General features: G+C 41.0%; 23 protein-coding genes. 9 read left to right on the top strand and 14 right to left on the bottom strand.

Annotation, left to right across the window (positions count from 1 at the left end):
• The first annotated feature begins 21 nt into the window (after positions 1-21).
• Both NLF99_RS03820 and NLF99_RS03815 read left to right on the top strand, forming a co-directional pair.
• Entirely contained in the window at positions 22-1,008 is a 987-nt protein-coding gene (locus tag NLF99_RS03820; protein ID WP_093099909.1) for a pyruvate dehydrogenase complex E1 component subunit beta, read from the top strand.
• Between the two features lie 122 nt (positions 1,009-1,130).
• A complete protein-coding gene (locus NLF99_RS03815) occupies positions 1,131-1,865 on the top strand; it encodes a DUF6263 family protein (protein ID WP_254526768.1) in 735 nt (244 codons plus the stop codon).
• Positions 1,866-1,933: 68 nt separating this feature from the next.
• On the opposite strand, the gene gcvH is transcribed toward NLF99_RS03815, so the two are convergent.
• Positions 1,934-2,314, bottom strand: a complete 381-nt coding sequence (gene gcvH, locus NLF99_RS03810; RefSeq protein ID WP_093099913.1) for a glycine cleavage system protein GcvH — start codon at positions 2,312-2,314, stop codon at positions 1,934-1,936.
• A 73-nt stretch (positions 2,315-2,387) separates the two neighbouring features.
• Here gcvH and NLF99_RS03805 point away from each other — a divergent pair, with 73 nt between their 5' ends.
• Entirely contained in the window at positions 2,388-3,581 is a 1,194-nt protein-coding gene (locus NLF99_RS03805) for an anhydro-N-acetylmuramic acid kinase (RefSeq protein ID WP_254526767.1), read from the top strand.
• Here NLF99_RS03805 and NLF99_RS03800 read toward each other — a convergent pair.
• The 11 genes from NLF99_RS03800 to NLF99_RS03750 all read right to left on the bottom strand — a co-directional run bounded on the left by NLF99_RS03800 (position 3,575) and on the right by NLF99_RS03750 (position 14,220).
• Complete coding sequence (locus tag NLF99_RS03800) at positions 3,575-4,237, bottom strand: DUF2461 domain-containing protein (protein WP_254526766.1); 663 nt, start codon at positions 4,235-4,237, stop codon at positions 3,575-3,577. The genes NLF99_RS03805 and NLF99_RS03800 overlap by 7 nt on opposite strands.
• Positions 4,238-4,243: 6 nt before the next feature.
• Entirely contained in the window at positions 4,244-5,041 is a 798-nt protein-coding gene (locus tag NLF99_RS03795; protein ID WP_254526765.1) for a phosphatidate cytidylyltransferase, read from the bottom strand.
• Complete coding sequence (locus NLF99_RS03790) at positions 5,042-5,254, bottom strand: DUF2007 domain-containing protein (RefSeq protein ID WP_254526764.1); 213 nt, start codon at positions 5,252-5,254, stop codon at positions 5,042-5,044.
• Positions 5,235-6,176, bottom strand: coding sequence for a CPBP family intramembrane glutamic endopeptidase (locus NLF99_RS03785; RefSeq protein ID WP_254526763.1), 942 nt, complete (start codon positions 6,174-6,176; stop codon positions 5,235-5,237). Before NLF99_RS03785 ends, NLF99_RS03790 begins: the two co-directional genes overlap by 20 nt.
• A 6-nt stretch (positions 6,177-6,182) precedes the next feature.
• Complete coding sequence (locus tag NLF99_RS03780) at positions 6,183-6,896, bottom strand: DsbA family protein (RefSeq protein WP_254526935.1); 714 nt, start codon at positions 6,894-6,896, stop codon at positions 6,183-6,185.
• Between the two features lie 72 nt (positions 6,897-6,968).
• Positions 6,969-10,265, bottom strand: a complete 3,297-nt coding sequence (locus NLF99_RS03775; RefSeq protein WP_254526762.1) for a S41 family peptidase — start codon at positions 10,263-10,265, stop codon at positions 6,969-6,971.
• 162 nt (positions 10,266-10,427) lie between these two features.
• Positions 10,428-11,165 (bottom strand): zinc ribbon domain-containing protein, encoded by a 738-nt coding sequence (locus tag NLF99_RS03770; protein ID WP_093099925.1) that lies wholly within the window; start codon positions 11,163-11,165, stop codon positions 10,428-10,430.
• Entirely contained in the window at positions 11,165-12,262 is a 1,098-nt protein-coding gene (locus tag NLF99_RS03765; RefSeq protein WP_254526761.1) for a Nif3-like dinuclear metal center hexameric protein, read from the bottom strand. The genes NLF99_RS03770 and NLF99_RS03765 overlap by 1 nt, the downstream gene beginning before the upstream one ends.
• Positions 12,252-12,737: a hypothetical protein gene (locus tag NLF99_RS03760; protein ID WP_185212742.1), complete on the bottom strand. Its 486-nt coding sequence runs from the start codon at positions 12,735-12,737 to the stop codon at positions 12,252-12,254. The genes NLF99_RS03765 and NLF99_RS03760 overlap by 11 nt, the downstream gene beginning before the upstream one ends.
• On the bottom strand, positions 12,738-13,487 hold the full coding sequence (locus NLF99_RS03755) for an alpha/beta fold hydrolase (protein WP_254526760.1): 750 nt from the start codon (positions 13,485-13,487) through the stop codon (positions 12,738-12,740).
• Positions 13,488-13,506: 19 nt separating this feature from the next.
• Entirely contained in the window at positions 13,507-14,220 is a 714-nt protein-coding gene (locus NLF99_RS03750) for an SAM-dependent methyltransferase (RefSeq protein WP_254526759.1), read from the bottom strand.
• Between the two features lie 229 nt (positions 14,221-14,449).
• On the opposite strand from NLF99_RS03750, the gene apaG reads away from it, so the two are divergent.
• The 4 genes from apaG to NLF99_RS03730 all read left to right on the top strand — a co-directional run bounded on the left by apaG (position 14,450) and on the right by NLF99_RS03730 (position 20,461).
• Positions 14,450-14,836, top strand: coding sequence for a Co2+/Mg2+ efflux protein ApaG (gene apaG / locus NLF99_RS03745; protein WP_185212745.1), 387 nt, complete (start codon positions 14,450-14,452; stop codon positions 14,834-14,836).
• Positions 14,837-14,938: 102 nt separating this feature from the next.
• Positions 14,939-16,783: an ABC-F family ATP-binding cassette domain-containing protein gene (locus NLF99_RS03740; RefSeq protein WP_254526758.1), complete on the top strand. Its 1,845-nt coding sequence runs from the start codon at positions 14,939-14,941 to the stop codon at positions 16,781-16,783.
• Between the two features lie 61 nt (positions 16,784-16,844).
• Positions 16,845-18,704: a tRNA uridine-5-carboxymethylaminomethyl(34) synthesis enzyme MnmG gene (gene mnmG / locus NLF99_RS03735; RefSeq protein WP_254526757.1), complete on the top strand. Its 1,860-nt coding sequence runs from the start codon at positions 16,845-16,847 to the stop codon at positions 18,702-18,704.
• Positions 18,705-18,781: 77 nt separating this feature from the next.
• A complete protein-coding gene (locus NLF99_RS03730) occupies positions 18,782-20,461 on the top strand; it encodes an Ig-like domain-containing domain (RefSeq protein WP_254526756.1) in 1,680 nt (559 codons plus the stop codon).
• A gap of 8 nt (positions 20,462-20,469) precedes the next feature.
• Here the strand turns inward: NLF99_RS03730 and NLF99_RS03725 are convergent, their stop codons facing one another.
• The gene (locus tag NLF99_RS03725) at positions 20,470-20,982 is read right to left on the bottom strand and encodes a gamma carbonic anhydrase family protein (RefSeq protein WP_254526755.1); all 513 of its coding nucleotides are present in this window, start codon (positions 20,980-20,982) and stop codon (positions 20,470-20,472) included.
• A 20-nt stretch (positions 20,983-21,002) separates the two neighbouring features.
• Positions 21,003-22,595: an L-aspartate oxidase gene (gene nadB / locus NLF99_RS03720; protein WP_185212750.1), complete on the bottom strand. Its 1,593-nt coding sequence runs from the start codon at positions 22,593-22,595 to the stop codon at positions 21,003-21,005.
• 493 nt (positions 22,596-23,088) lie between these two features.
• On the opposite strand from nadB, the gene nadA reads away from it, so the two are divergent.
• Both nadA and thiL read left to right on the top strand, forming a co-directional pair.
• Positions 23,089-24,087, top strand: coding sequence for a quinolinate synthase NadA (nadA, locus tag NLF99_RS03715; protein WP_254526754.1), 999 nt, complete (start codon positions 23,089-23,091; stop codon positions 24,085-24,087).
• A 7-nt stretch (positions 24,088-24,094) separates the two neighbouring features.
• Positions 24,095-25,141 (top strand): thiamine-phosphate kinase, encoded by a 1,047-nt coding sequence (gene thiL, locus NLF99_RS03710; RefSeq protein WP_254526934.1) that lies wholly within the window; start codon positions 24,095-24,097, stop codon positions 25,139-25,141.
• Positions 25,142-25,254 lie beyond the last annotated feature (113 nt).

The raw sequence follows: 25,254 nt of genomic DNA, 5'->3' as shown, positions 1-25,254 counted from the left end.
AATTCACTATCTGTAATACTGATGAGAGAAATACAATTCAGAGAAGCGCTTCGTGAAGCGATGAACGAAGAAATGCGTAAAGACGAAACAATCTTTTTAATGGGCGAGGAAGTCGCTGAATATAATGGTGCATATAAAGTAAGTCAAGGTATGCTTGATGAGTTTGGTGCAAAACGTGTTATTGACACTCCAATTGCTGAGCTTGGTTTTGCAGGTATCGGCGTGGGTGCGGCGATGAACGGTTTAAAGCCGATCATTGAATTCATGACTTTCAACTTCTCACTGGTTGCTATTGACCAAGTTATCAACGCTGCGGCAAAGATCCACCAAATGAGTGGTGGTCAGTTCTCTTGTCCGATCGTATTCAGAGGTCCGACCGGTAATGCTGGTCAATTAGGTGCGCAGCACTCTCAAAACTTTGAAAACTGGTATGCGAATACACCAGGATTGAAAGTGGTTGTTCCTTCAAACCCTTACGACGCTAAAGGATTGTTGAAATCAGCGATCATCGATCCAGATCCAGTTATTTTCATGGAATCTGAGCAGATGTACGGTGATAAAGGCGAGGTTCCTGAAGAGGAATACTACTTGCCTATCGGTAAAGCAAATGTAGTAAAAGAAGGTACTGCAGTAACTGTAGTTTCATTCGGTAAGATGGTTCCTCGTGTTGTTATTCCAGCAGTTGAGGAATTGGAGAAAGACGGTGTAAGTGTGGAATTGATCGACTTACGTTCGGTACGTCCAATCGACTTCGCTACCATCATCGAATCTGTTAAGAAAACAAATCGTTTAGTAATCGTAGAAGAAGCTTGGCCTTTGGCTTCAATTTCTTCTGAAATTACTTTCCACGTTCAAAAACATGCATTCGATTACCTAGATGCTCCAGTAATTCGTGTTACTTCAGCTGACGTTCCTCTAGGATATGCACCTACTTTAGTTGAGGCATCATTGCCAAGTATTGCGAAAGTGGTTAAAGCGGTAAAAGAAGTTTCTTATATCAAAAAATAAGAAATACAAGATAATGGAAGCCCTGGTATGAAAATACCGGGGCTTTTTGTTATAGAGTTTCTGCACTGAAAACTTTGTGTTCTGCAAAAAAATAGTATTTTTAAAGAACTAAATTCAAAAGAATGAAAAAATTACTGATCCTTTTCCTACTTACTTCAGCAGCATTAGTTTCTAAAGCTCAGGAAGTTGATTTTACTATGAAGATGCCTTTGAACAAGCCATTTAAGTCCGTTACCAACATGAAAATGGATATTGAAGGAGAGCAGAGCATGATCATGGATATGGTAATGAAAAGCACCATAAATGTGTCTAAATACGAAAGTCCGAACTATACCATGGAAAACACCACAGACGCCATTAAGGTGGATATGGATGCTGGGATGATGACCATCAGCTATGATTCTGAAAAACCTTCGGATGACCCTACGGCCGCAATCATGGCCGCTCAGTTTGAAAAGTTGCTAGGCAAAAAAATGACCATTATTACGTCAGACAAAGGAAAAATGATCAGTATGGAAGGGGTTGAAGGAACGGATAGCAGTTTTGAAAACTTTGCCATGACCACCACCTACCCTGATAAACCGGTAAAACCGGGTGATACTTGGACCTCGGAGTCGACAAACAAAGGAATCAAGACCAAAGCGATCAATAAATATGTTGGGAAAACTGCAGAAGGATACCAAGTGGAGACAACCGGTGAAATGTTCAATGATTCAGATACTAAAATCGGAACAATGAGCAGTACCTATATTGCAGACACGGAAACTTTGTTTACCAAATCGGCTACCATCAAAATGCAAATGGACGTAGAAGGACAAAAAGTAACTTCGGATATAACGATGACCGTCCTTAAATAAGATATTAATATCATTAAAAAAGGCCATTTAGCAATGCTAAATGGCCTTTTTTATGTTTTATTGCTAGATTAAGCGTTAACTTCAGCTTTGTAGTCATCTGCAGACATCAACCCGTCTACATCAGCAGCATTGTTCAATTTAACACGGATGATCCAACCTTCACCGTAAGGATCAGAGTTAACCAATTCTGGGTTTGCATCGATTGCATCGTTTACTGATAATACAGTAGAAGTAACTGGCATAAATAGATCAGAAACAGTTTTAACCGCCTCTACTGAACCAAACACTTCATTTGCTGCTACCTCATCACCCACTGTGTTGATGTCAACAAATACGATATCACCAAGCTCTCTTTGAGCAAAGTCCGTAATACCAATTACTGCTTCATCACCTTCTACACGAACCCATTCGTGATCTTTGGTGTACTTTAATTCTGAAGGAAAATTCATGTCTTTTCTATTTGTATTTCTCCAAAAATAGGATTAAGAAAGGAGAATACAAAAGTTATTGTATTTTTATCCTATGAACCCTAGCATTGCCAAATTAGCTGAAATAGCGCAGAAAGACCATCGTCTGATCATCGGTTTGATGTCCGGAACATCCTTGGATGGGCTGGATATTGCCCTATGCAAAATTCAAGGAAATGGAAACCATAGTAAAATTGAACTTCTGGCCTTTGAAACGATGGATTATAAGCCTGAATTCAGGACTTGGGTCCGTAAGATATTTGCTCAACGAAACATTGACCAACAGATCCTTTGTGGGCTTAATCCCTATATCGCGGAGGTACATGCAGCTTTGGTTTTGGAGGCCCTCCAGAAATGGAACATGGAGGTTTCTGAAGTTGATGCCATCGCTAGCCATGGGCAGACGGTATTTCATGCTCCGCAGTCATTGACCCATGATCGTTCTTTGCCAAACAGTACCCTGCAATTGGGCGATGGGGACCACATGGCGGTAAGGACTGGCATCATCTGCTTGTCCGATTTTCGGCAAAAACACCTTGCTGCTGGTGGCGAAGGAGCCCCTTTAGCGGCTTATGGTGATTACCTATTGTTCTCTTCGGAAACTGAAAACCGCATCCTATTAAATATCGGCGGCATTTCCAATTTCACTTTTCTTCCGGCTTTAGGTTCAGGACTAAAGGCCTATGCGACAGATCTGGGCCCAGGAAACACGATGATGAACCAATATATGGAGAAGCATTTCGGGGTTGAGATGGATAAAGATGCTGGAACGGCCAAAAAGGGTCAGACCAATTTGGATTTACTGCATGAGCTGGAAAGCGAACCCTTCTTGAACCTTGACTTCCCCAAAACAACAGGTCCCGAATTGTTTAACCTGGCTTACCTGGATAATGCCCTGGAAAAGATCGGTTCTCCTCAACTAAGTCATGAGGATATTATGGCCAGCCTTAACAGTTTCTCGGCAAAAACAATGGTAAAAGGCATACAAAAAGCCACAACAGGCCTGGAGAACTTGAAGATATATGTCAGTGGTGGTGGATTGCACAATCCCTTGCTGATGGAGCAGTTAAAGGAGGAATTCCCTGAGAGTGTTGAATCTTTTGAGGCCCTTGGTTTAGATCCTGACGCAAAGGAAGCTTGTTTGTTTGCCGTTTTGGCGAATGAAACCTTGGCGGGAGATCCTCAATCTGTTTCCAATATCAAGGATTCCCCTGCAGTTTGCATGGGTAAGATCAGTCTACCCTATTGATCGATTGCCTGATGGATGAATTCCTTGAAAGGAATCATACTGGCATAATGCTCAATTACCGTATCTAAGGCTTTAGGCGATTCCATTTGTTTTCTGCTCAGGTTAGTCGACAAGATGAAGCTTCGGTGCTTCAGGAGCTCTATATGCTCGTTGTCGACGGCATATCCTGCCGGAGGTCTCTGCAACCTATCCTCAGCAGACATATCCTCGGTTTTCCAGCCCCCTTTTTCCAAAGCTTTGAATAGCTCTTCGGCATTATAGTCAATTTCTTGCCTAACTGCATCCAAATGGTGCTTTTCGGGACGCCAGTAGCCTACGGCAATGAAAGTGCCGTTTGGTTCGATATGTATATAATATTCTGGTCCTGCTAATTTTCTGCCATCAACAGATATCCCAGCGGCAAACCATGATTTGTAAGGATCTTTATTCTTCGAAAACCTGACATCCCTGTAGATTCGGAACAGGCACTTCTTTGCAGATATCTCCTGGTTGATATGTGGATCAAGCTCAGAAAGCTTCATGATTATCCCCTCAATAAACTCAGTGACATTTTTCAATGCGGCCTCATATTCAGGCTTGTGCTCTTGAAACCATTCCCTGTTGTTGTTGTCTTTCAGGTCGTTTAGAAAATCGAAGGTTGACTTTTCTATTTTCATGTTCTTCTATAATAAAGTAAGCAGTACGTAGACTAAAGGTGCGGCAATCAACAGCCCATCAAAACGGTCTAAAAAGCCGCCGTGACCGGGTAATATCTGTCCAGAATCCTTGATTCCAAGACTTCTTTTCAGCATGGATTCGACCAAGTCGCCCAATGTTCCAAAGATTCCGATGATGGCTGCAATGGCAATCCATTCTATTTTGGACAAGCTTCCAAAGAAGTGCTCCAAACTGTAGGCCACCCCCATGGCCAGGATAACCCCACCGATGAACCCTTCCCAGGTTTTATTCGGGGAAATCCGTTCAAACAGTTTTGTTCTTCCTAATGCCCTTCCAGAAAGATAAGCGCCGGTATCATTAGACCATAGTATGATCAGGAATCCCATAGGAATATAGGGATTGAAATCTCCCTTTAAGAAGCCCAGTCCTATGAAAAACAGAAATGGAACTGTGCCATACCAAATTCCCAATACGGTATAGGCTATATCATGAAAGGGTTTTTCTCTTTTTAGGTATAAAGATGAAATAAACAACAGGGAGAAGAGTGGCAAAGCCAACATCAGGTATTTCAGCTCCAACACGCCCAAGAAATAGGCAGAAGACAGCGCTGCAAGCACTGTTGCCGTCAATATCCCTAAGCCCATTAAGGGTTTTGTTTCCTCTGTTTTACAGATGGTGAAAAACTCCCTTGCTGAAAGGATACCCACAATGCTGAAGAATGTGGCAAAAACATATTGGTTAAAAATCGTGGCACATACCAATGCAACCACAAAGAAAAATCCTGTAATAGCTCTTGTTTTCATTTATTCCTCTTCGTCTCCAAATGAACCTATCAATTCCATTGCTTTGTCTGCATTTTCATGCTCCACATACAGTTCCACCACACCAAATAGATAGGATGAGTCCTTTTTGTTTAATACCACAGCAGGAATATTGTTTTCAAGAAGCATATTTTTTACAATTTCAGCCTCAAAGGCTTGGTTGTAAACTTTTATTTTAGTCCAGTTTGAGTTCATTTGATTTAGTTTTTTGGTTCGAAATCTTATAAAAGTAGAAAGCGATGGCAACACTTATAATGATGCTGCTGATATAAAAAGGGATGGTATACGGATCTGCATTTTGCAGGTCTTCATAGGTCTTTCCATTTCTCGTATATACAAATGCGATGATGGTCACCGAGGCATTGTTCAGGAAGTGGGCAAATATCGGTACCCAAATATTCTTGGACCACACAAAAGCATAGCCAAAGAACAAGCCCAATAACATTCTCGGGAAAAAACCATAAAACTGCACGTGAATGGCAGAAAAGATAATCGCCGTAACCCAGATAGCCACATGTACGTTCTTAAAGAGCCTAACTAAAATGTTCTGCAAAGCGCCCCTAAAATAATATTCTTCCACAATGGCCGGAATGACCGCCATGACCAGCAAGTTCATCATCAACTTACCGACACTGTCCACCATGACCAATTGTACCGTCAATTCCTTCATTTGGTCTTCTTGAGAACGCATCCATAATTCCGTCTTCTCTAAGAAATCCGGCAATTTCATGTCCATGTTCCAACGGCTCACCAGCTCCATCATGGGGTTGCAGACCAACAGAAACAAGAAAATAAGGACTAGATAGTTCTTAAGCTGGAAAGGTTCAGATGGGAAATACCGGTATTGGTTTTTCTCGCTAATCTGTAGGAATACGGAGGGCAATAAAAAGGTAGAAATGCTACTTGCCGCCAATATCGTGTACAGGACATAGACGTTTTCTGAAAAGATGGAGGTGCCTCCGCCTTCCAGCATACTTTTAATATCTCCTGTACTGATTAATATGCCAACAATGACTATGACTTGAACGGCAAAGGCGCAAGCAAATGTTAATCCCAAAAGGATCATCATTGACATCCAAGCTGAATTCTTTTTGGGTTCAAACATTTGGCTGTTCATATCAGATTAAATATCGCATTTATCATCCGTACAGCTCGGTGCAGAATCATCACTTTTAAAGAAAATAATGGGTGGATTTTTTTCTTTCCATTCTGAAAAGCTTTTTTCTAGAACTTCAGCGAAAACATCTACCGGTTGAGCGCCAGATACCGCATATTTACGGTCAATAAGAAAAAATGGAACGCCACGAATACCGATCTGTTGTGCCTCTGCAAGGTCTTGTTTGACTTCATAAGCATATTGATCGCTGTTCAGCGCCTCTTTGGCTTGTTCCTTATCCAATCCGATTTCTTCTGCCAAGGATACTAATACCTCATCCTTTTCGATATTCAGCCCGCCGGAGAAATGTGCCTGGAATAGGCGTTCTTTCATTTCAGCACCTTTACCTTGGGTAGCCGCAAAATGAATCAGTTCATGTGCTTTGAAAGTATTGGCAGGAATATTTGTTGCAAAATCAATGTTGATTCCCGCATTTTTTGCCATTTGCTCCACATTCCCGGTCATCTCCTTGACCTGCTCCATTGGCATGCCTTTAGAGCGGCTCAGGTAGGAATACGTGCTATCGCCATCTTGATAATGATAGTTAGGGTCTAATTGATAACTCTTATATTCTACCTTAATCTCATTTTTAAAAATAAATGAATCAAGCGCTTTTTCAAAGTGATGCTTTCCGATATAACAGAAAGGACACATAATGTCGGACCAGATTTCTATTAACATGTTCAAAAATACTCTTTTAAATCAGTAAAAAGAACGAAAGCCACGAGTTACCCCCTGGCTTTCCTTTATTTTTTAATTTACCCGGATTGGATCCGCAGGCTTTTTAAGCTCTTTATACGGATAGGTTTTCATCTCCTCTAAAAGGATCTGAACAGTTCTTTCCAATTGCGGGTCCTTGCCCTGAAGAAGCTCTTTCGGCATCTGCTCTACAAAAACATCAGGAGCAACACCTTCGTTTTCAATGATATAATTACCGTTAAGATCGAAGATTCCGAAGTTTGGCGAAGTAACCATTCCGCCGTCCAATAGCTGCGGATAGCCAGAAATACCGACCAAAATACCCATGGTGGTCCTTCCGACCAGCTTACCTAGGCCTTTGAACCTGAACATATATGGCATCATATCACCACCTGAACCGGCAAATTCGTTGATGATCATAGCTTTTGGACCAAAGATCCCGTTTCCAGGTGTAGTGAAGCTCTTACCATCGCGGATTCCCCAGCCTGAAATCAATTCTCTCGACAATAGATCGATGACATAATCGGCCACTGATCCTCCGCCGTTATTTCTTTCATCCAGCAACAGGGCTTTTTTGTCCATTTGAGAGAAGTAATAGCGGTTGAAGGACACATAGCCTTCTCTGCCTGTATTTGGCATGTAGACATAGGCAATCTGCCCATTGCTTAATGAATCCACCTTTTTGCGGTTGTTTTCTACCCAGTACTGACGTCTCAGAGCGACCTCGTTTCCAAATGAAATAGGCTTAACGGTAATGTCTTTGGCTCCTGCTAAGCTAGGCTTATCATTTACCTTCAGGCCAATCTGTTTGTCAACGGTGAAGTCAAATAGGCTATAGATATCCATATCTGCAGTCAATTCTTTTCCATTTACGGCCAGAATGTACATACCTTCTTTCACACCCAAACCTGGTTCGGCAAGTGGGGCTTTGAATGATGGGTTCCAATCCATTCTATTGTAGATTTTCTTGATCTTATAACGATTGTTGTCTATTACAAAATCTGCTCCCAATACACCTGAGCTTACAGATGGGGCGCTAGGCTCGTCTCCTGGATAGATATAGCTGTGGCCTACAACCAACTCCCCTAACATCTCGTTCAACAGATAGCTCAGGTCGGAACGGTGATTGACATAAGGAAGGAATTTTTCATACTTCGTCTTCACGGCAGCCCAATCTGCACCATGCATATTCTCTACATAGAAGAAGTCCTTTTGCATGGCCCATACTTCATTAAAGATCTGGTTCCACTCTTGTGAAGGTTCAACACGTAATTTGATATCGTCCAATTTCAGCTTACCTGCATCTCCAGCGGGCTTCTTTCCTGCCTCGACGATGTAATACCCGTCCTTGTTGCTGTAGATCATCTGCTTACCATCGCTACTGATCGAATAACCGTTTGCATTTTCTACAATGGTTTTCTCTTCAAGTTTTTTCAGGTCATAAGCATATAGGTTGCTTCCTCGTTTATAGATCAACATGTTTTCAACCGATCCATCAAATGCATAAGAACCTTTTGGAATGGTAAGGGGAATGATGCGATTATTGATCTGTTCAAAATCTACCTTGATCGGTTTGATAGTTTCCTTGGATTCTTCTTCTTTGGAATCCTCTTTTTTGGAGCTACCCTTTTTATCTTTTTTGCTGTCCTTTTTGTCTTCTTTGTCCTTTTCTTCATTTGAACCTTCCGATTTCACGGTTTCCTCATCGCTTTCATTCTTGAAGATGGAAGGGGAATCGCTGGATAGGATAAAAGCATAAGGCGAATATTCGGTATCACGGTCATAAGCAGTCATGTGCAGACCTGAATTGGTTAACCCCACATTGGTACTCGCTGAGAACACCAGGTATTTACCATCTCTGGTAAAGATTGGCTGGGTAACCTCACTCATTCCGTCGGTAACCTGTTGTGTTTTCTTGGAATCCAGATTGTACATGTAAACCGCATTCTGACCATTGTTAAGGGTCTTGATATAGGCTATCCATTTCGAATCTGGTGACCAGCTGGATTGGAAATAATTATAATTACGTCCGGTATGGGACCCTAGGTAATCATCATCTACTTTGGTGACTTTCTTAGAGTCAATATCCACATAATAGAGATTTAAGTGGGAGTCTGTATAGAACAATTTCTTGCTGTCTGGCGACCAGGTCGGTTGGAAATAGAAGTTACTGCCTCCTAAACTGATATAATTGGGTTCATCCATGCCCTTTTGATCACGTAGGACCAGTTCGTATTTTCCGTTCTTATCTGAAATATAAGAAACCCATTTCCCGTTTGGAGACCATGCTGGATACTTTTCATGTGACCCTGGCGAACTTGAAATATTACGGGCATCACCTTTTTCCTTAGGCACCGAGAAGATCTCTCCTCTTGATTCAAAAAGTGCCCTTTGTCCGGTTGAGGATATTTCAAAATTTCGGATATCTTTTTTCATATCGACATAATGTCCTCGCTTGGATAAGGCATCGGCATTGATGTTGATGGAAATCGGGTTGCTTGATTTATTGGTAGTATTCAATAAGTGCAGCTTGCCGGCCTGTTCGAAGATCAATTCATTGCCCCTTCCCTGCAATGTGCGAACATCGTAATCAGTAAAATTGGTTAATTTTTCTACCTGTTTTGATTTGACATCATAACTGAAAACATTGACAATCTTATCTCGGTCCGACAGGAAGAAAACTTTGTCGCCCAGCCAGAGAGGTTTAACGTCATTGCATTTCTCGCCCGGTACGACCTGTACATCATGGCTCTGGGTATCGAAGATCCAAATCGACGGCATACCCCCACCACGATAACGCTTAAATGCCACGCGATCCCTCTCGGTAGGATCCCCGTTCTTGATATAGGCCCAATACCTACCATCAGCAGATGGAGATCCCTGATTTGCCTCTGGCATCAGCAAGGGATAATCTACAGAACCATTGATTTTACTGCGGTATAATCTTGCTCCAAGTGAATAATTCAGTTCGCGTTGCGTCGTGAAGTAAACCTCATCGTTGGATAACCAACCCCTTAGGACGTCTGCAGAAGGATGGCTCGTGACGCGCTGTGGGTCACCGCCCTGTATCGAAATTACATATACGTCGGTGTTTCCATCATAGTTTCCCGTAAAAGCTATTTTGGAGCCGTCTGGAGAAAAAACTGGGTTCTGTTCTACAGCAGGGTTGACGGTAAGTCTGCGTGCATTCTGACCGCTCTTATCGGCAATCCAGATGTCGCCCCCATAAACAAAACTGATATGGTTCTGGCTAATGCTTGGATTTCTCAACAATAAGGTCTCATTGCTATTTTGAGCAAAGCTGATTTGACTGACAGCTAATGCAAGAATGGAAAAAACATTTTTCAGCATAGTGATAAATTGGTGTGTTGGATAAAAATAGGAATTAATAGGGATAATTTGGAGCCCATGGTCTCTGGCCAATAAAATATTTCGAAGACCGTGGGATAAATTGTTTGACAATAAAAAACGCCAGCACAATGTGCTGGCGTTCACTATATAGTTTTTTAAGGACTATGCTTCTTCAGACGCAATTTCTTCGTCAACTAAAATCCTACCGCAGTGTTCACAGATAATGATTTTCTTTCTTTGGCGAATTTCCGATTGCAATTGAGGTGGAATCTTGTTATGACAACCTGAACAGCTATCACGCTCGATAGATACCACTGCCAACCCGTTACGGAAGGACTTACGTAATTTCTTGATCACTTTAAGAAGACGATCGTCGATGTTTTTCTCTGATTTCTCTACTTCTGTAACCAATTTGTCTTCGTCTTTTTGAGTCTCCGACGTAATTGTTTCCAATTCTTGTTTTTTAGCATCCAATTCACCTTTGCTGAAATCTACATTCTTCGCTGTTGCTTCATAAGCCTCAGTTTTGTTTTTGATTTCGAACTCAGCTTCACGAATACGTTTCTCACAAACTTGAATCTCTAACCCTTGGATTTCAATCTCTTTAGAAATTGCATCGTATTCACGGTTATTTTTTACTTCGTTTAGTTGTGTCTCGTATTTTTTGATTGCTGTCTGCGCATCTTTGATCATGTTTTTGCGCTTCACAATAGAATCTTCTAATTCGTCCAGCTCATTACGAATTTTTTCGATACGTGTATCTAGACCTGCGATTTCATCTTCAAGGTCAGCTACCTCGATAGGTAGTTCTCCACGTACTTGGCGAATTTTGTCAATCTGTGTTTCGATTGATTGCCACGCCCATAAAGCTTTTAGTTTTTGTTCTACGGTTTGTTCCATTAACTGTAGTATTTTATTGGATTTGTGTCTATTTCCGTCAATAGGACAGCAAAGTTAGCAAATTTTTTCTGAATTATATCTAACAATAATTCTTGGGTAAATTGCTCACTCTCAAAATGTCCGATATCTGCAATGATTATTTCGCCTTCTGCATCAAAAAACTCATGGTATTTATAATCGGCAGTGATGAAGATATCTGCCCCCGAGCGCTTGGCGTCTCCTAACAAAAAGCCCCCAGCACCACCACAAACCGCTACTCGGCTTATTTTCTTGCCCAAGGTCTTCGTGTGCCTGATGACGTTCAGCTTCATTCGGTCCTTTAGGAAAGCCAAGAATTCTGACTCCTCCATGGGCTCCTCTAAATTTCCAATTACTCCTGATCCTACATAGGAAAAAGAGTTCTCAATGTTAAAGATTTGATGGGCAACCTCCTCATAGGGATGTGCGGCAAGCATGGAAACCAAGATCTTCCGCTCCGCTTGAGCCGGATAGATGACCTCAATCTTTGTTTCTTCGACGCGCTCCTGGTCACCTACCTTACCAATAGCAGGATTTGCTCCTTCTAATGGACGAAAAGTACCATAACCTGCTGTATTATAGCTACATTGATCATAATCACCGATTGCGCCAGCGCCAGCATCAAACAATGCCTGTCTCACTTCTTCAACATTTGCCCTAGGTACATATACGACCAGTTTCTTTAACAGCCCTCCCTTTGGACGAAGGACAGCCTGGTTTTCTAATCCAAGTTTATCGGCCATCTTGCTGCTCACACCCCCAACGACATTATCTAGGTTGGTGTGGATCGCATATAGAGCAATATTGTTCTTGATCGCTTTGATTACCACTCTTTCCACGTAATTCCTTCCGGTGAACTTCTTCAGTCCGGAAAACACGATAGGATGATGAGAAATAATCAGGTTGCAGCCTTTGGCAATTGCATCATCAACGACCTCTTCGGTGCAATCCAATGATATCAGGGCTTTGCTGACCTCCTGATTGGGGTCTCCAACGATCAATCCCGAGTTATCGTAGCTTTCTTGATAATTTAATGGAGCTAATTCCTCCAGATGTTCTATTACCTCTTTAATTCTCATTTCTGTTGTTTTTCTCTGCTTCCGCTTCCAACCACTTGTTGTGTTCCATCAACAATACACGGTATTGATTGATCTTAAACCAATAGGTGATGAAATAAACGAAACTAACGATCATCCCCAGTATCCTCCAAAAAAGAGGGAAAGGGAAATTATATATCAAAAATGACCAAGCATAAGTCATACCAGCCCCTAAGGAAGGGTTGTCCTCTACGGCTATCTTGCGGTCAAAAAATTCATTGTTTAGGGAATAGGAAAGCCTTCTGGCTACTTCAAAGTTCCAATAGATATTAAAAAACGGAACGACCAAAAACCAGGCTTGGTTTGGCAGGATACATTGGTTTTCTTTGGAAATCAATTTCAAGGTATTCCTCACCGTATTGGCAAAAAGTGCCCAAATAATAAGGATAACGACTACAAAAAAGATACTGATTCTTTCGATTTCGGCTGTCAATTCGGGAGAAAGTACGTCGTTCATCTATTTTTCATTATTTAATATCGTGACCAAATCTTCTAACTTGTGTATTTGCGGGTTATGGTCCGCTTCCATCTCTATCACCTTCCAATTGTATTTTCTTGCCCTCGTAGAAAAGAAGTAGAAAGAATCCTTCTCTGCCCCTCCTTGCGACGATTCGAAAGTCAGGATATAGGTTGATGGAATCTGCAGTCTCTTGGGGTTCTTGAGCTGGATGATCTCCTTTAAAGAAGCCAAAGGATGCGGAACATCCCTAGGGAATTCGGTCGTGTCCTTCACCCAAGATGGATATACATAGGTACCATCCTTACTGTTCAACAATGAACCCGACGGATTATCCTTGAAATATGCAGCCACACTTTCGCCGTCCTCAGGAACAAAAGCATCCAGATATAACACTTTCTTGATCTTTTCAGGAATGCTGTCTGCCACCCCTGTTACCACCATTCCTCCATAACTATGGCCCATCAAAATCACCGAATCCAATCTTTCAAATAAAATAGTATTGATTACATCTTTGATGTGTGTGCTCAGATCCACTTCCGGGTTTGCAAGATGGTATCTTTCCCCTAATCCAGTCAGGTTCACCCGATAGACATTAGCTCCTAATTTTTCCAACCTCTCAGCCGTATTCTTGAACTGCCAGGATCCACCCCAAGCCCCATGCACCAAGACATAGGTCGCCTCTTGAGCCCTCAAATGGATAAAAGGGAAGCATAGGAATAGAAAGGAAATCAGGATAAGTTTTTTCATGAACTATAAAAATACAATTTTATGGAGCAAATAATAAAAATATACATGGCTTCTTGTGTAAATCTACTGTCGTATTTTTCCAATCGGCAATACTTTGTGTGCGGATGTATTCATCCTTTCCCGTTACGTTGCAGGCTACACAGAGAAGGGATTGTGGTTTAAGTGATTTCAGTAATTCCGAAAGCATTTGATTGTTTCTGAATGGAGTTTCGATAAAGATCTGGGTACTCCTTTCCTTATTGCTCACAAACTCCAGATCCTTGATTGCCTTTGATCTATCCCCTTTATCAATGGGGAGATAGCCTTTAAAACTAAAATTCTGTCCATTAAATCCCGACGCCATCAAACCCAAAAGGATCGAGCTCGGTCCTACCAAAGGAATGACCTTAATCCCTCTTCTATGGGCTTCAAAAACAACATCTGCCCCTGGATCGGCAACCCCCGGACAGCCCGCTTCTGACATAAGACCGATATCAGATCCTTGTTCCACCGCCTTGAAAACAAGATTATAGTTAATCTTCTCTCGGCTATGTTTTCCATAATCATGGATGATCAATTCACTCTGAGGGATTTTCAAACCCGCTTCCTTTAAGAACTTTCTTGCCGTTTTTTCGTTCTCCACCACATATTCTTTGATATGATTGATGATGTCCAGATGCAACAGCGTATAGGATGCGCGGTCGGCGTGTTCAGCTAAGGGAACAGGTAGAAGATATAAATTGCCTTTTGCCATGCTACAAACCTAATCATTTGCTGATTAATTTATACAGATTTACAGACTCCATCGTTATTTATGTAATTACAATGGTGAAATTTTTTCTTACATTTTTTCAAAAAGCTATTTTGTTTGTTACTTTAATTCAAACACTTATGATTATTTTTTGTCTATTAATTGTAATTTAGGTAATGCATAATTAGGTTATTTTTGTGTAAATGATCAGAATATATATATTTGGTTGACTATGACAACACAAACAACTTCAGGAGTTAAGATTTCGGTTGAGTCGACGTATCAATCAGAATACTCAAATCCGGAAAACGAGCACTTCATGTTCGCCTACCGGATTACCATTGAGAATCTGAGTGAATACACCGTTCAATTGGTGCGTCGTCATTGGAATATTTATGATTCTATTGGCCTGAACAAGCAGGTTGATGGTGATGGAGTCGTTGGGGAACAGCCCATACTCGCACCGGGGGAAATGCACCAATATGTTTCAGGATGTAATTTAAAAAGTGACATGGGCTTTATGGAAGGATATTATGAGATGATCCGTGAAATGGACAATTCTATCTTCCATGTACATATCCCAAGATTCAATCTAATCGCTAACTACCGTCTCAACTAGACCGATATCTAGGTCAACTAACTGTATACTTTTCATATTAAAAGTTAAGTAGTAACAAATATTTAATAATTTTGTGCTTGGATAATTACGTCAAGATATCAGGTGAGTATTTTAAGCACAGAACAAGTTAGCCATTCTTATAATGATAAATGGCTTTTTACCGATCTTCATTTTGCCTTACAGAAGGGAGATCGAGTAGCATTGGTGGGAATCAACGGAACAGGAAAATCAACCTTATTGAAAATATTGGCAGAGCTTGTCATTCCTAATAAAGGTAAGGTTGTGAAAGAAAAGGGTTTGAGGGTAGGCTATCTCCCCCAAGATCCTGATTTCTCTGACCTCAAGACCATCAATGACTTTATATTCAGCGCAGACAACGAACAACAACAGTTAATCAAGGAATATGAGGAATTAATTGATAATGAGGATGTTACCTCTAAAAAATTCCTTGATGTCACTGAAAAACTGACTGCGCTCAATGCTTGGGAATATGAAAACAACATCAAGACCATCCTGAGCAGATTCCAGATAACAAATTTCGAACAACGAATAGACTCCTTGAGCGGTGGTCAGAAGAAACGTTTGGCTCTTGCCAAACTCCTGATCGATGAACCCGATATCTATATTCTGGATGAGCCGACCAACCACTTGGATATTGAAACCATTGAGTGGTTAGAAAAGTTGTTGACCACCGGTAGCAAGACCGTCCTCCTTGTTTCCCACGACCGTTACTTTTTAGATAATATCTGTACCGAGATCCGTGAGCTTGACAAAGGACAGGTCTATATCTATAAAGGAAACTATGCATACTTCTTAGAGAAGAAAGCCGAGCGGGAATCGAATGAGATCCTAGCAGCTGACAAGGCCCGAAACCTATGGCGAAAGGAATTGGACTGGATGCGAAGACAGCCCCAAGCCCGCGGTACAAAAGCAAAGGCCAGGATAGAATCTTTCTACGATCTTGAGGAAAAATCCAAGGGTCCTCGCAAGAAAGACCAGGTAGAACTGAGCATGCAGATTTCAAGACAGGGAAACAAGATCCTGGAAATTGAAGGTGCAGGTTTCTCCGTTCCGAACAAGAAGATCCTCTCCCCTTTCTCCTATACTTTCAAGAAGGCAGACCGAATTGGTTTGGCCGGAAAGAACGGTAGCGGCAAGACCACTTTCCTCAATTTGATTACCGGCAGTATCCAACCGACCGAAGGAAAACTTTCTGTCGGGGAGACAACCAAATATGGATATTACAAACAGGAAGGTCTATCCTTTAAATCGGACGAAAGAGTACTGGACATTGTAAAGAATGTTGCGGATTATATAGAAATGAAAAACGGAGAAGTCATTACGGCTTCCCAACTATTGACAAAATTTCTCTTCCCTCCCGAAAAACAATTTGGATTTGTCAGCAAATTGAGTGGAGGTGAAAAGAAGAGATTGCAGTTGATGCGTGTCCTGATGGCGAACCCAAACTTCTTGATTCTGGATGAGCCTTCCAATGACCTGGACATCGACACCCTAAATGTACTGGAGGAATTCCTGGAAAATTACCCGGGTGTTTTGGTGTTGGTTTCACACGACCGTTACTTGATCGACAAGTTGACCGAACAGCTCTTCATCTTTCCTGGCAATGGCGACATCGTAATCTATAATGGTAACTATGCCGACTTCAAATTGGAACAGGAAGAGCTGAACAAGAAACCAGAAAAGAAAATTGAAAAGCCAAAGGCAGAAGAGAAGAAACAGAAGCTGAGCTTCAAGGAGCAAAAAGAATTCGAAGGACTGGAAACAGAAATCGCCGACCTGGAAAACAAGATCAACGACCTGACCGAAGACCTGTCGAAAACGACCGACCACGTAGAGCTCCAAAAGATAGCCGAGGAGATCGACCTGACAAAAACCACTCTCGACGAGAAGACCGAGAGATGGATGGAACTAGCAGAGTTTATATAGCGTTCCACGTGAAACTAAAATCAGCAGAGGAAGAGTTTCACGTGAAACTAGAGAAAGATATATGTTTAATAAATATAATGTTATTGTAGTTGGAGCCGGCCATGCCGGATGTGAGGCGGCAGCAGCAGCTGCCAATTTAGGTTCATCGGTTTTACTCATCACGATGAACATGGGTGTCATTGCCCAGATGAGCTGTAACCCCGCCATCGGCGGAGTGGCAAAAGGACAGATCGTCCGCGAGATCGATGCCATGGGCGGATACACCGGAATCATCGCCGATAAGTCCACCATCCAATTCCGCATGCTGAACAAATCAAAAGGTCCAGCGATGTGGAGCCCAAGAACCCAAAACGACAGAATGAGATTTGCGGAGGAATGGCGCCTGACACTGGAGTCCATTCCCAATCTGGATATGTGGCAAGATACCGTCAAAGAAGTCATCGTAGAAAATGGAAGAGCAAAAGGTGTAGTCACCTCAATGGGCATCCGCATCAATGCAGATGCAGTCGTCCTGACAAATGGTACGTTTCTAAATGGTGTCATTCATGTGGGCGAGAAGAAATTTGGCGGTGGCCGTACCGGTGAAAAAGCAGCAACGGGACTGACCGAACAATTGGTCTCCCTAGGTTTCGAATCAGGAAGGATGAAAACTGGAACTCCCCCACGTGTGGACGGAAGAAGTTTAAACTACTCCCTGATGGAAGAACAATGGGGAGATGATTCACGTGGAAGATTTTCCTATACCGATGTAGAAATTCCACAGGAACAAAGATGTTGTTGGATCACTTATACCAACTCAGCAGTACATGAAATCTTAAAAACAGGATTCGAAAAATCTCCGATGTTCACCGGAAGGATCAAAGGTCTCGGCCCACGATACTGCCCTTCCATCGAAGATAAAATCAACAGATTTGCAGAACGTGAAAGACACCAGATCTTCGTAGAACCTGAAGGATTCAAGACCGTAGAAATCTATGTCAACGGTTTTTCGACCTCTCTCCCAGAAGATGTACAACTGAAAGCATTGCAATTGATCCCAGGATTTGAAAATGCAAAAATGTATAGACCGGGATACGCCATCGAGTATGACTACTTCCCTCCTATGCAGTTAGACTTGACCCTAGAAACACTGTCCGTAAAACACCTTTTCTTTGCTGGCCAAATCAATGGAACTACCGGCTACGAAGAAGCGGCTGCACAAGGATTCGTGGCAGGGATCAATGCACACCAAAGAATAAACGATCAGCACGAACTGATCCTAAAAAGATCGGAATCCTATATCGGAGTTTTGATCGATGACTTGGTAACAAAGGGAACAGATGAACCATATAGAATGTTCACCTCAAGAGCTGAACATAGACTCCTGCTCAGACAAGATAATGCCGATATCCGCTTGACACCAATGGCACATAAATTAGGATTAGTATCGGATGAGAGACTTGAAAAGGTCAATGCTAAAATCAAGAATTCCGATGACATCGTTGACTACCTAAAAAATAATTCTATCGGAACTTCAGAGATGAACCCGATCCTGGAAGAAAAAGGTTCAAGTCCGATTGCACAAAAATCTAGACTCTTCGGAATCTTGAGCAGACCACAAGTTGAAATCGAAGACCTCATCAAAGCCGATAAGGACTTTGCAAATTACATTGCAAACTTTGACGCCGACACCATCGAACAGGCGGAGATCAAAGTGAAATACGATAGTTACTTTGAAAAGGAAATGGAGATAGTAAGCAAGATGAAGAAAATGGAAGACAAAGAAATCAATCCTGATTTTGACTATAATTCATTAACTTCACTGTCTATTGAAGCCCGCCAAAAACTCTTGAAAGTAAAACCAAGAACTTTAGGTCAAGCTTCAAGAATTTCAGGTGTATCTCCGGCCGATATCAGTGTTTTAATGGTACATATGAGTTAATTAACTGAATATCAGTATATTACATCAATAAAATAACGAACGTAAATAAAGCGATTTAAGACATTATTTTAAATTTTATGACTCAGGTATCCAAAAAAGATAAAAATCCGTTAAATCAACTAAAAATAGCTTTATTTAAAAATCTAATCTTTTTAGGTCTTGCTACGATCTTGGCATTGAGTTTTGTGCAATGTGCCAACATGCAAAAACCTACCGGAGGCCCAAAAGATTCTTTACCTCCAAAACTGTTGGGGGTAACCCCTCCTAACCTCTCGAAAAATTTCAAAGAGAAAGTGATCGAGATGACCTTCGATGAATTTATCAAAACGGTAAATCCAGGAAAAGAATTTAACATTTCCCCAGATGTCGAAACTCAACCCATCTATAAGGTTAGGAAAAAAAGATTCATCATCGAACTTCCGGATTCGTTGGAAGCCAACACCACCTACACCATTAACTTTGGAAAAGGTCTGGTCGACTTCAATGAAGGTAATCCGTTCATCAATTATAATTACGTTTTTGCGACAGGGGATGAACTCGATTCCCTAAGTATCTCCGGACAGGTCAAGAATGGTTATACCAAAGACTTCAATCTGGAAAAAGACAAGGAAGTCATCGCCATCCTGATCCCAAGCAGCCGAGACACCATTTTTGGAAAAAGAAAAGCTTCCTATTATACAACAGTCGACTCATCTGGAAATTTCAAGTTCAGCAACCTGCGTGAAGATACCTATAGGGTATATGCACTGAAGGATATGAACAACGATAAGATCTATAACGGTAATGATGAATGGATCGGCTTTCAGCAGGACAGTATTTTTCTGAACCAGAATGTCTCGGGCATACAGCTAGAATATACAAAGGGTACTGCGCAGGTTTTCAGGAACTTAGAGAAAAAAGTAGATAATAATGGTTCGGTCCTATTGACCTTTAACAGGCCTCTGGAGGAGGGTAATATTAGGATATTATCACCTAATGAACTGGATGCCAATAAGATGGTAAGATTTAAACCTACCCAAGATACCGGTAATATCTATCTAGAAAATTTGGAATTTGATTCCCTGAAATTGGAAGTAAGCGAAAGAAATATTCCTTTGGACACTATTGACCTTAGAAAAGCTAGAAACATAAAAGTAGACAATAGCATTGTTCCAAAATTAAATATCAGCAATAAGGTAGATCGCGTAAAACACATAGAATTGAGCTCGGACTACCCAATTGCATCCATTGATAAAAATAAGGTACTGATCAAGGAAGATTCTGTTTCACGTAGAAATTTCCAATTACAACAAGATTCGGTAAACCGCGAAATGTACCACATCCGATTTAATTGGAGACCTAACAAGAACTACGAATTGGTGCTGGAGGAAGGTGCCATTTTAGGTCCATTCGACGAGACAAATAAGGAATTCAAATCGCAGTTTACCCTGAATGAAACCGAGAATTACGGCGACATCAACCTAACCTTCACAGGTCTGAAGGATAATACAGATTATTTGGTGGAACTGATCGATGAAAGCAAGGAAAAACTATTTGATAAACGCCCTCTCCCACCCGACCATGTCTTACGATATATTAAATATCCAGGCGGTAAATACAGCATAAGGCTGATTGAGGATAGCAATAAAAATGGTAAATGGGATGCTGGCGATGTCTATCAAAAAAGACAGGCAGAACCCATCTGGTATTTAGATCGAACATTTACGATACGGGCAAATTGGGAACAGAATGAAACCATAGATGTATCATTCAAATAAAACCCAAATTAATCCGTAAACCAAGACGAATAAAGCACGTAATTGTGCGGTAATTTTTTCAATAGATTAAGCTGCTCCTCCGTGAGCGGCTTAATTTTTTTAGCAGGAACTCCAGCATAAAGGTAACCAGACTCACAAACCATATTCTCCAATACCACCGCACCTGCAGCAATAATGACGTTCGATTGAATGTGGGCCCTGTCCATCACGATTGCCCCCATTCCTATCAACACATAATCATCTATGAAACAACCATGTACGATAGCGTTATGACCGATATTAACATAGTTACCAACATCTGTCCCATTCTTTTCATAGGTCCCATGTATGGTTACATTATCCTGTATGTTAGAATAATCCCCGATCTTGATATAGTTCACATCGCCCCGTACCACAGCATTGAACCAAACCGAACAATGTGAACCGATAGTCACATCTCCAACAATGGTACAATTAGGCGCTATAAAGCTGCTTTCTTCAATGATGGGGTATTTGTCCTTAACAGGTAATATCGTGGCCATAAAGCGTTTAAAACTTAAAATTAAAGAATGGTATCTTCCAGTACATCAGCATGCTTAGGATAATCCGTAGTATAGTGCAGTCCCCTGCTCTCTTTGCGCTGCATAGCTGATTTTACAACAAGATAAGCTATCTGAATAACGTTTCGCAGCTCACAAAGTTTAACGGAAAGCTTGGTATTCTTATAGAAAGCCTCTGTTTCCTCATGTAGCAATCCTAAACGTCTCATGGCCCTTTCCAGACGGAAATCCGAACGCACGATCCCTACATAATCACTCATTAACTTTTGTGTTTCACGTAGATTGTGCGTCACCAGGATATCTTCGTTCAATAACTGGGTATTGGATTCATCCCAAGAGGGTACATGATCCTGAAAATCAATGCTATCAATATGTTTACTCGCATCCTGGAAAATTCTATGGGCATACACAGCAGCCTCAAGTAAAGAATTGGAAGCCAAACGGTTAGCGCCATGAAGTCCCGTTGAAGAACATTCTCCACAGGCATAAAGGTTATTGATAGAAGTTGCACCATATTCATCGACCATGATTCCTCCACATAGATAATGTGCTGCAGGAGTAACTGGAATCAAGTCTTTGGTCATATCCAGACCAATGGAAAGACATTTCTCGTAAATATTTGGAAAATGCGATAAAATATCTGATTTAGAGCGATGTCTGATATCTAAATAGACATAATCAAGACCCGATTTTTTCATTTCTGAATCGATCGCACGGGCTACGATATCCCGTGGAGCCAAGGATCCTCTTTCATCATATTCCTCCATAAAAGACTCACCATTAACCCTTTTCAAAATTCCGCCGAAACCACGTACAGCTTCAGAGATCAGGAATGCAGGATATTCTTTAGGATTATATAAGGCAGTTGGATGGAATTGGATAAATTCCATATTCCTAACTTTTCCCTTAGCCCGATACACCATAGCAATTCCGTCACCTGTCGCAATAGTCGGATTAGTAGTGGTGGAATAGATATGCCCTGCACCGCCTGTGGCCATCAGGGTAATTTTGGAAAGTATCTTTTCAACATGTCCCGTTTCGGTGTTAAAGGCATAGATACCGAAGCATTTGATATCTTCCGTACGTTTATCCACATGTACACCCAAATGATGTTGAGTAATCAGGTCAACGGCAAAATAATGCGTCAACATCTCTATATTAGGTTCAGCATGTACTTTTTCTAAAAGAGCACGTTCAATCTCATAGCCCGTAATGTCCTTATAATGAAGGATTCTATGTTCAGAATGTCCACCTTCCCTGGCCAGGTCATATTCTCCAGAATCCTCACGATCAAAGGTAGTACCGTAAGAAATAAGCTCCGCAATACGTTCCGGACCTTCTTTCACCACGTTTTCCACAACATGTGCATCACATAATCCATCTCCCGCTATTAAGGTATCTTCAATGTGTTTATCAAAGCTATCCCCTTCATCCGTGACTACAGCTACCCCACCCTGTGCATATTTCGTATTCGACTCATCCTCATTGGCTTTCGTCACGATAAGTACTTTTCCAAGCTTCGCAGCTTTAAGTGCAAAACTCAATCCGGCGATACCCGAACCTATTATCAAAAAATCAACTTTTCTATCCAGCATTGAATGTATATTGTAGATGCTACGGTTAATTACTACTGAACCAACAAATTAACAAAATATGTGCAAAACGTGTAAATAACTCGTGAATTAAAATGTAAAACTTCTTATGTTTCCACAATACTAGCAATTTTCACACATCTATTACCAAAATATTAAGACAATATCACCGAAATATTAACATCTTACACACAACTATCATTTCACAAAAAAATATGCAAAAAATAAAAGCCGAAAAAAGACAGTATTGAAAATCAGCACTTAACCCTTCCCAACCTGTGGATAAGTTGTGAATAACTATAGAACATCCACTAAAAAAAATAAAAATCACCTGAATTATCCCCATTTTCCACAGACTAATAAACAACAAGATTCTTCTTTAAAAAAAAGATTATTATTTATTGAAAAAAGGGAATGTGGATTTCGTTTCGTTTTCTTTCTTTACTTTTGTGATGTTAGAAAGTCAAACAGGCAGGAATCAACTTAGAAAAACCAAATGAATACAACATTTGAAACAGACTTAGTGGCTAAGGGATATATTGATGTTGCAATAGATCCTAACCTAGATTTGGTCAAAGAAATTGAAAGACTTAAGAAGGAAAAGAATGCTGTTATCTTAGCACATTATTACCAAGAGTCTGAAATCCAGGATATAGCAGATTATATAGGAGATAGTCTAGGTCTATCTCAACAAGCAGCTAAAACAGATGCTGATGTCATCGTTTTTGCTGGTGTGCATTTCATGGCAGAGACCGCTAAAATCTTATCACCTTCCAAAAAGGTGCTGTTACCAGATTTAAAAGCAGGTTGTTCATTATCAGATAGTTGTCCGCCACATTTGTTTGCTAAATTCAAAGAGAAATATCCGGATCATTTAGTGATTACCTATGTGAACTGTACTGCTGAATTGAAGGCTCTTTCAGATATCGTATGTACCTCCAGCAATGCCGTACAGATCGTGGAAAGCCTTCCAGCCGATCAAAAGATCATTTTCGGTCCAGATCGCAACCTAGGGGATTACGTGAAGAAAAAAACAGGTCGTGACCTTGTCCTTTGGAATGGTGCCTGTATGGTCCACGAGATTTTCTCCCAAGAAAAAATCGATGCCCTGCGTGCTGAGTATCCAGATGCAAAATTCATCGCCCATCCAGAATGTGAAGACCATATCCTGGCGCAAGCCGATTATATAGGTTCTACTTCTGGGATGTTGAAATTTACCATCGAGGATCCAACCGACACTTATATCGTAGCAACTGAATCTGGAATTTTGCACCAAATGCAAAAGGCCAGTCCTTCGAAAACATTTATCCCTGCTCCTCCAAACAATTTATGTGCTTGTAATGATTGCCCGCACATGAAATTGAATACCTTAGAGAAGCTATATAACTGCCTGTACTACGAACAACCAGAAATTACATTAGATGAAGATATCATTCAACGTGCGCAAAAACCTATTGAACGCATGCTTGAACTTTCCGCAAAACTAGGATTATAACATGAGCATATTTGAAAATAGCGATAGAACCAACCTAAACGAAATTGGTGAATTTGGTCTGATCAATCACCTGACCCAATCTGTAGTATTGACCCAACCCAGTTCTGTTAAAGGGATTGGTGATGATGCTGCCGTATTGGATTTTTCCAATAAGAAAACGTTGATTTCCACCGATCTATTATTGGAAAATGTACATTTTGACCTACGCTATGTTCCGCTTAAACACTTGGGATACAAAGCTATACAAGTTAATTTGAGTGATATTTATGCCATGAATGGAATCGCTAGCCAAGTGACCATTTCCATTGGATTATCTTCTAAGTTTCCCCTAGAAGCCGTTGAAGAAATCTATGAGGGTGCACTATTGGCTTGCCAGAATTACAATGTGGACCTGATTGGTGGTGATACCAGTACCTCAACCCAAGGCTTGGTGATCTCCGTGACCAGTATTGGCTATGCCGAAACAGATAACATTGCTTACCGTTCTGCTGCTAAAGAAGGTGACCTGATCTGTGTATCCGGTGATCTGGGTGGTGCTTATGTAGGTTTACAACTCCTAGAAAGAGAAAAACAGATTTTTTTGGAAAACCCTAATATACAGCCTGATCTGGAAGGAAAGGATTATATTATCGAGCGTCAATTGAGACCTGAGGCAAGAAAGGATATCGTTGAATTACTGGCTTCTTTAGCTGTTAAGCCTCATGCGATGATCGATGTTTCTGATGGTTTGGCTTCGGAGATATTACACATCTGTAAAGCTTCCAATGTAGGTTGTAAATTATATGAAGAAAAGATCCCTATCGATCCAATGACCTATGAAACTGCCCGTGAATTTGGTCTGGATCCTACGGTATGTGCTCTGAGTGGTGGAGAGGATTACGAATTACTGTTTACTGTACCGCAAAGTGACTATGATAAGCTGAAAAACAATATGGAAATCAGCATTATCGGTCATATTACAGAGGCTGCCGAAGGATGTACCATGGTTTCTAAATCAGGTAATGTACATGAAATCAAAGCCCAAGGTTGGAATGCCTTTGGAAATCAAGAATAAGCATAAAATTCTTTATTAAAATATTATAGAAAGAGCCATTTTAAATGGCTCTTTCTTTTTATGATTATCCTGTTTTGACCTTACTCTCATTCGAGACACATTGCGAATTTTCG

It is taken from the genome of Sphingobacterium sp. LZ11T8 (assembly GCF_024261425.1).
GTDB lineage: Bacteria > Bacteroidota > Bacteroidia > Sphingobacteriales > Sphingobacteriaceae > Sphingobacterium.
The sequence above is the reverse complement of the archived record's forward strand: the minus strand, read 5'-3'. Positions and strand labels throughout refer to the sequence as shown.

Bases quoted from the DNA above. Each gene is read 5' to 3' on its own strand.
- gcvH (WP_093099913.1), bottom strand. From the start codon at position 2,314: ATGAATTTTCCTTCAGAATTAAAGTACACCAAAGATCACGAATGGGTT.
- NLF99_RS03755 (WP_254526760.1), bottom strand. From the start codon at position 13,487: ATGAAAAAACTTATCCTGATTTCCTTTCTATTCCTATGCTTCCCTTTT.
- NLF99_RS03765 (WP_254526761.1), bottom strand. From the start codon at position 12,262: ATGAGAATTAAAGAGGTAATAGAACATCTGGAGGAATTAGCTCCATTA.
- NLF99_RS03750 (WP_254526759.1), bottom strand. From the start codon at position 14,220: ATGGCAAAAGGCAATTTATATCTTCTACCTGTTCCCTTAGCTGAACAC.
- mnmG (WP_254526757.1), top strand. From the start codon at position 16,845: ATGTTTAATAAATATAATGTTATTGTAGTTGGAGCCGGCCATGCCGGA.
- NLF99_RS03780 (WP_254526935.1), bottom strand. From the start codon at position 6,896: ATGTTAATAGAAATCTGGTCCGACATTATGTGTCCTTTCTGTTATATC.
- NLF99_RS03785 (WP_254526763.1), bottom strand. From the start codon at position 6,176: ATGAACAGCCAAATGTTTGAACCCAAAAAGAATTCAGCTTGGATGTCA.
- NLF99_RS03800 (WP_254526766.1), bottom strand. From the start codon at position 4,237: ATGAAAATAGAAAAGTCAACCTTCGATTTTCTAAACGACCTGAAAGAC.
- nadB (WP_185212750.1), bottom strand. From the start codon at position 22,595: ATGCTGGATAGAAAAGTTGATTTTTTGATAATAGGTTCGGGTATCGCC.
- NLF99_RS03760 (WP_185212742.1), bottom strand. From the start codon at position 12,737: ATGAACGACGTACTTTCTCCCGAATTGACAGCCGAAATCGAAAGAATC.
- NLF99_RS03815 (WP_254526768.1), top strand. From the start codon at position 1,131: ATGAAAAAATTACTGATCCTTTTCCTACTTACTTCAGCAGCATTAGTT.
- NLF99_RS03790 (WP_254526764.1), bottom strand. From the start codon at position 5,254: ATGAACTCAAACTGGACTAAAATAAAAGTTTACAACCAAGCCTTTGAG.
- NLF99_RS03795 (WP_254526765.1), bottom strand. From the start codon at position 5,041: ATGAAAACAAGAGCTATTACAGGATTTTTCTTTGTGGTTGCATTGGTA.
- NLF99_RS03770 (WP_093099925.1), bottom strand. From the start codon at position 11,165: ATGGAACAAACCGTAGAACAAAAACTAAAAGCTTTATGGGCGTGGCAA.
- NLF99_RS03820 (WP_093099909.1), top strand. From the start codon at position 22: ATGAGAGAAATACAATTCAGAGAAGCGCTTCGTGAAGCGATGAACGAA.
- NLF99_RS03730 (WP_254526756.1), top strand. From the start codon at position 18,782: ATGACTCAGGTATCCAAAAAAGATAAAAATCCGTTAAATCAACTAAAA.
- nadA (WP_254526754.1), top strand. From the start codon at position 23,089: ATGAATACAACATTTGAAACAGACTTAGTGGCTAAGGGATATATTGAT.
- apaG (WP_185212745.1), top strand. From the start codon at position 14,450: ATGACAACACAAACAACTTCAGGAGTTAAGATTTCGGTTGAGTCGACG.
- NLF99_RS03805 (WP_254526767.1), top strand. From the start codon at position 2,388: ATGAACCCTAGCATTGCCAAATTAGCTGAAATAGCGCAGAAAGACCAT.
- NLF99_RS03725 (WP_254526755.1), bottom strand. From the start codon at position 20,982: ATGGCCACGATATTACCTGTTAAGGACAAATACCCCATCATTGAAGAA.
- NLF99_RS03775 (WP_254526762.1), bottom strand. From the start codon at position 10,265: ATGCTGAAAAATGTTTTTTCCATTCTTGCATTAGCTGTCAGTCAAATC.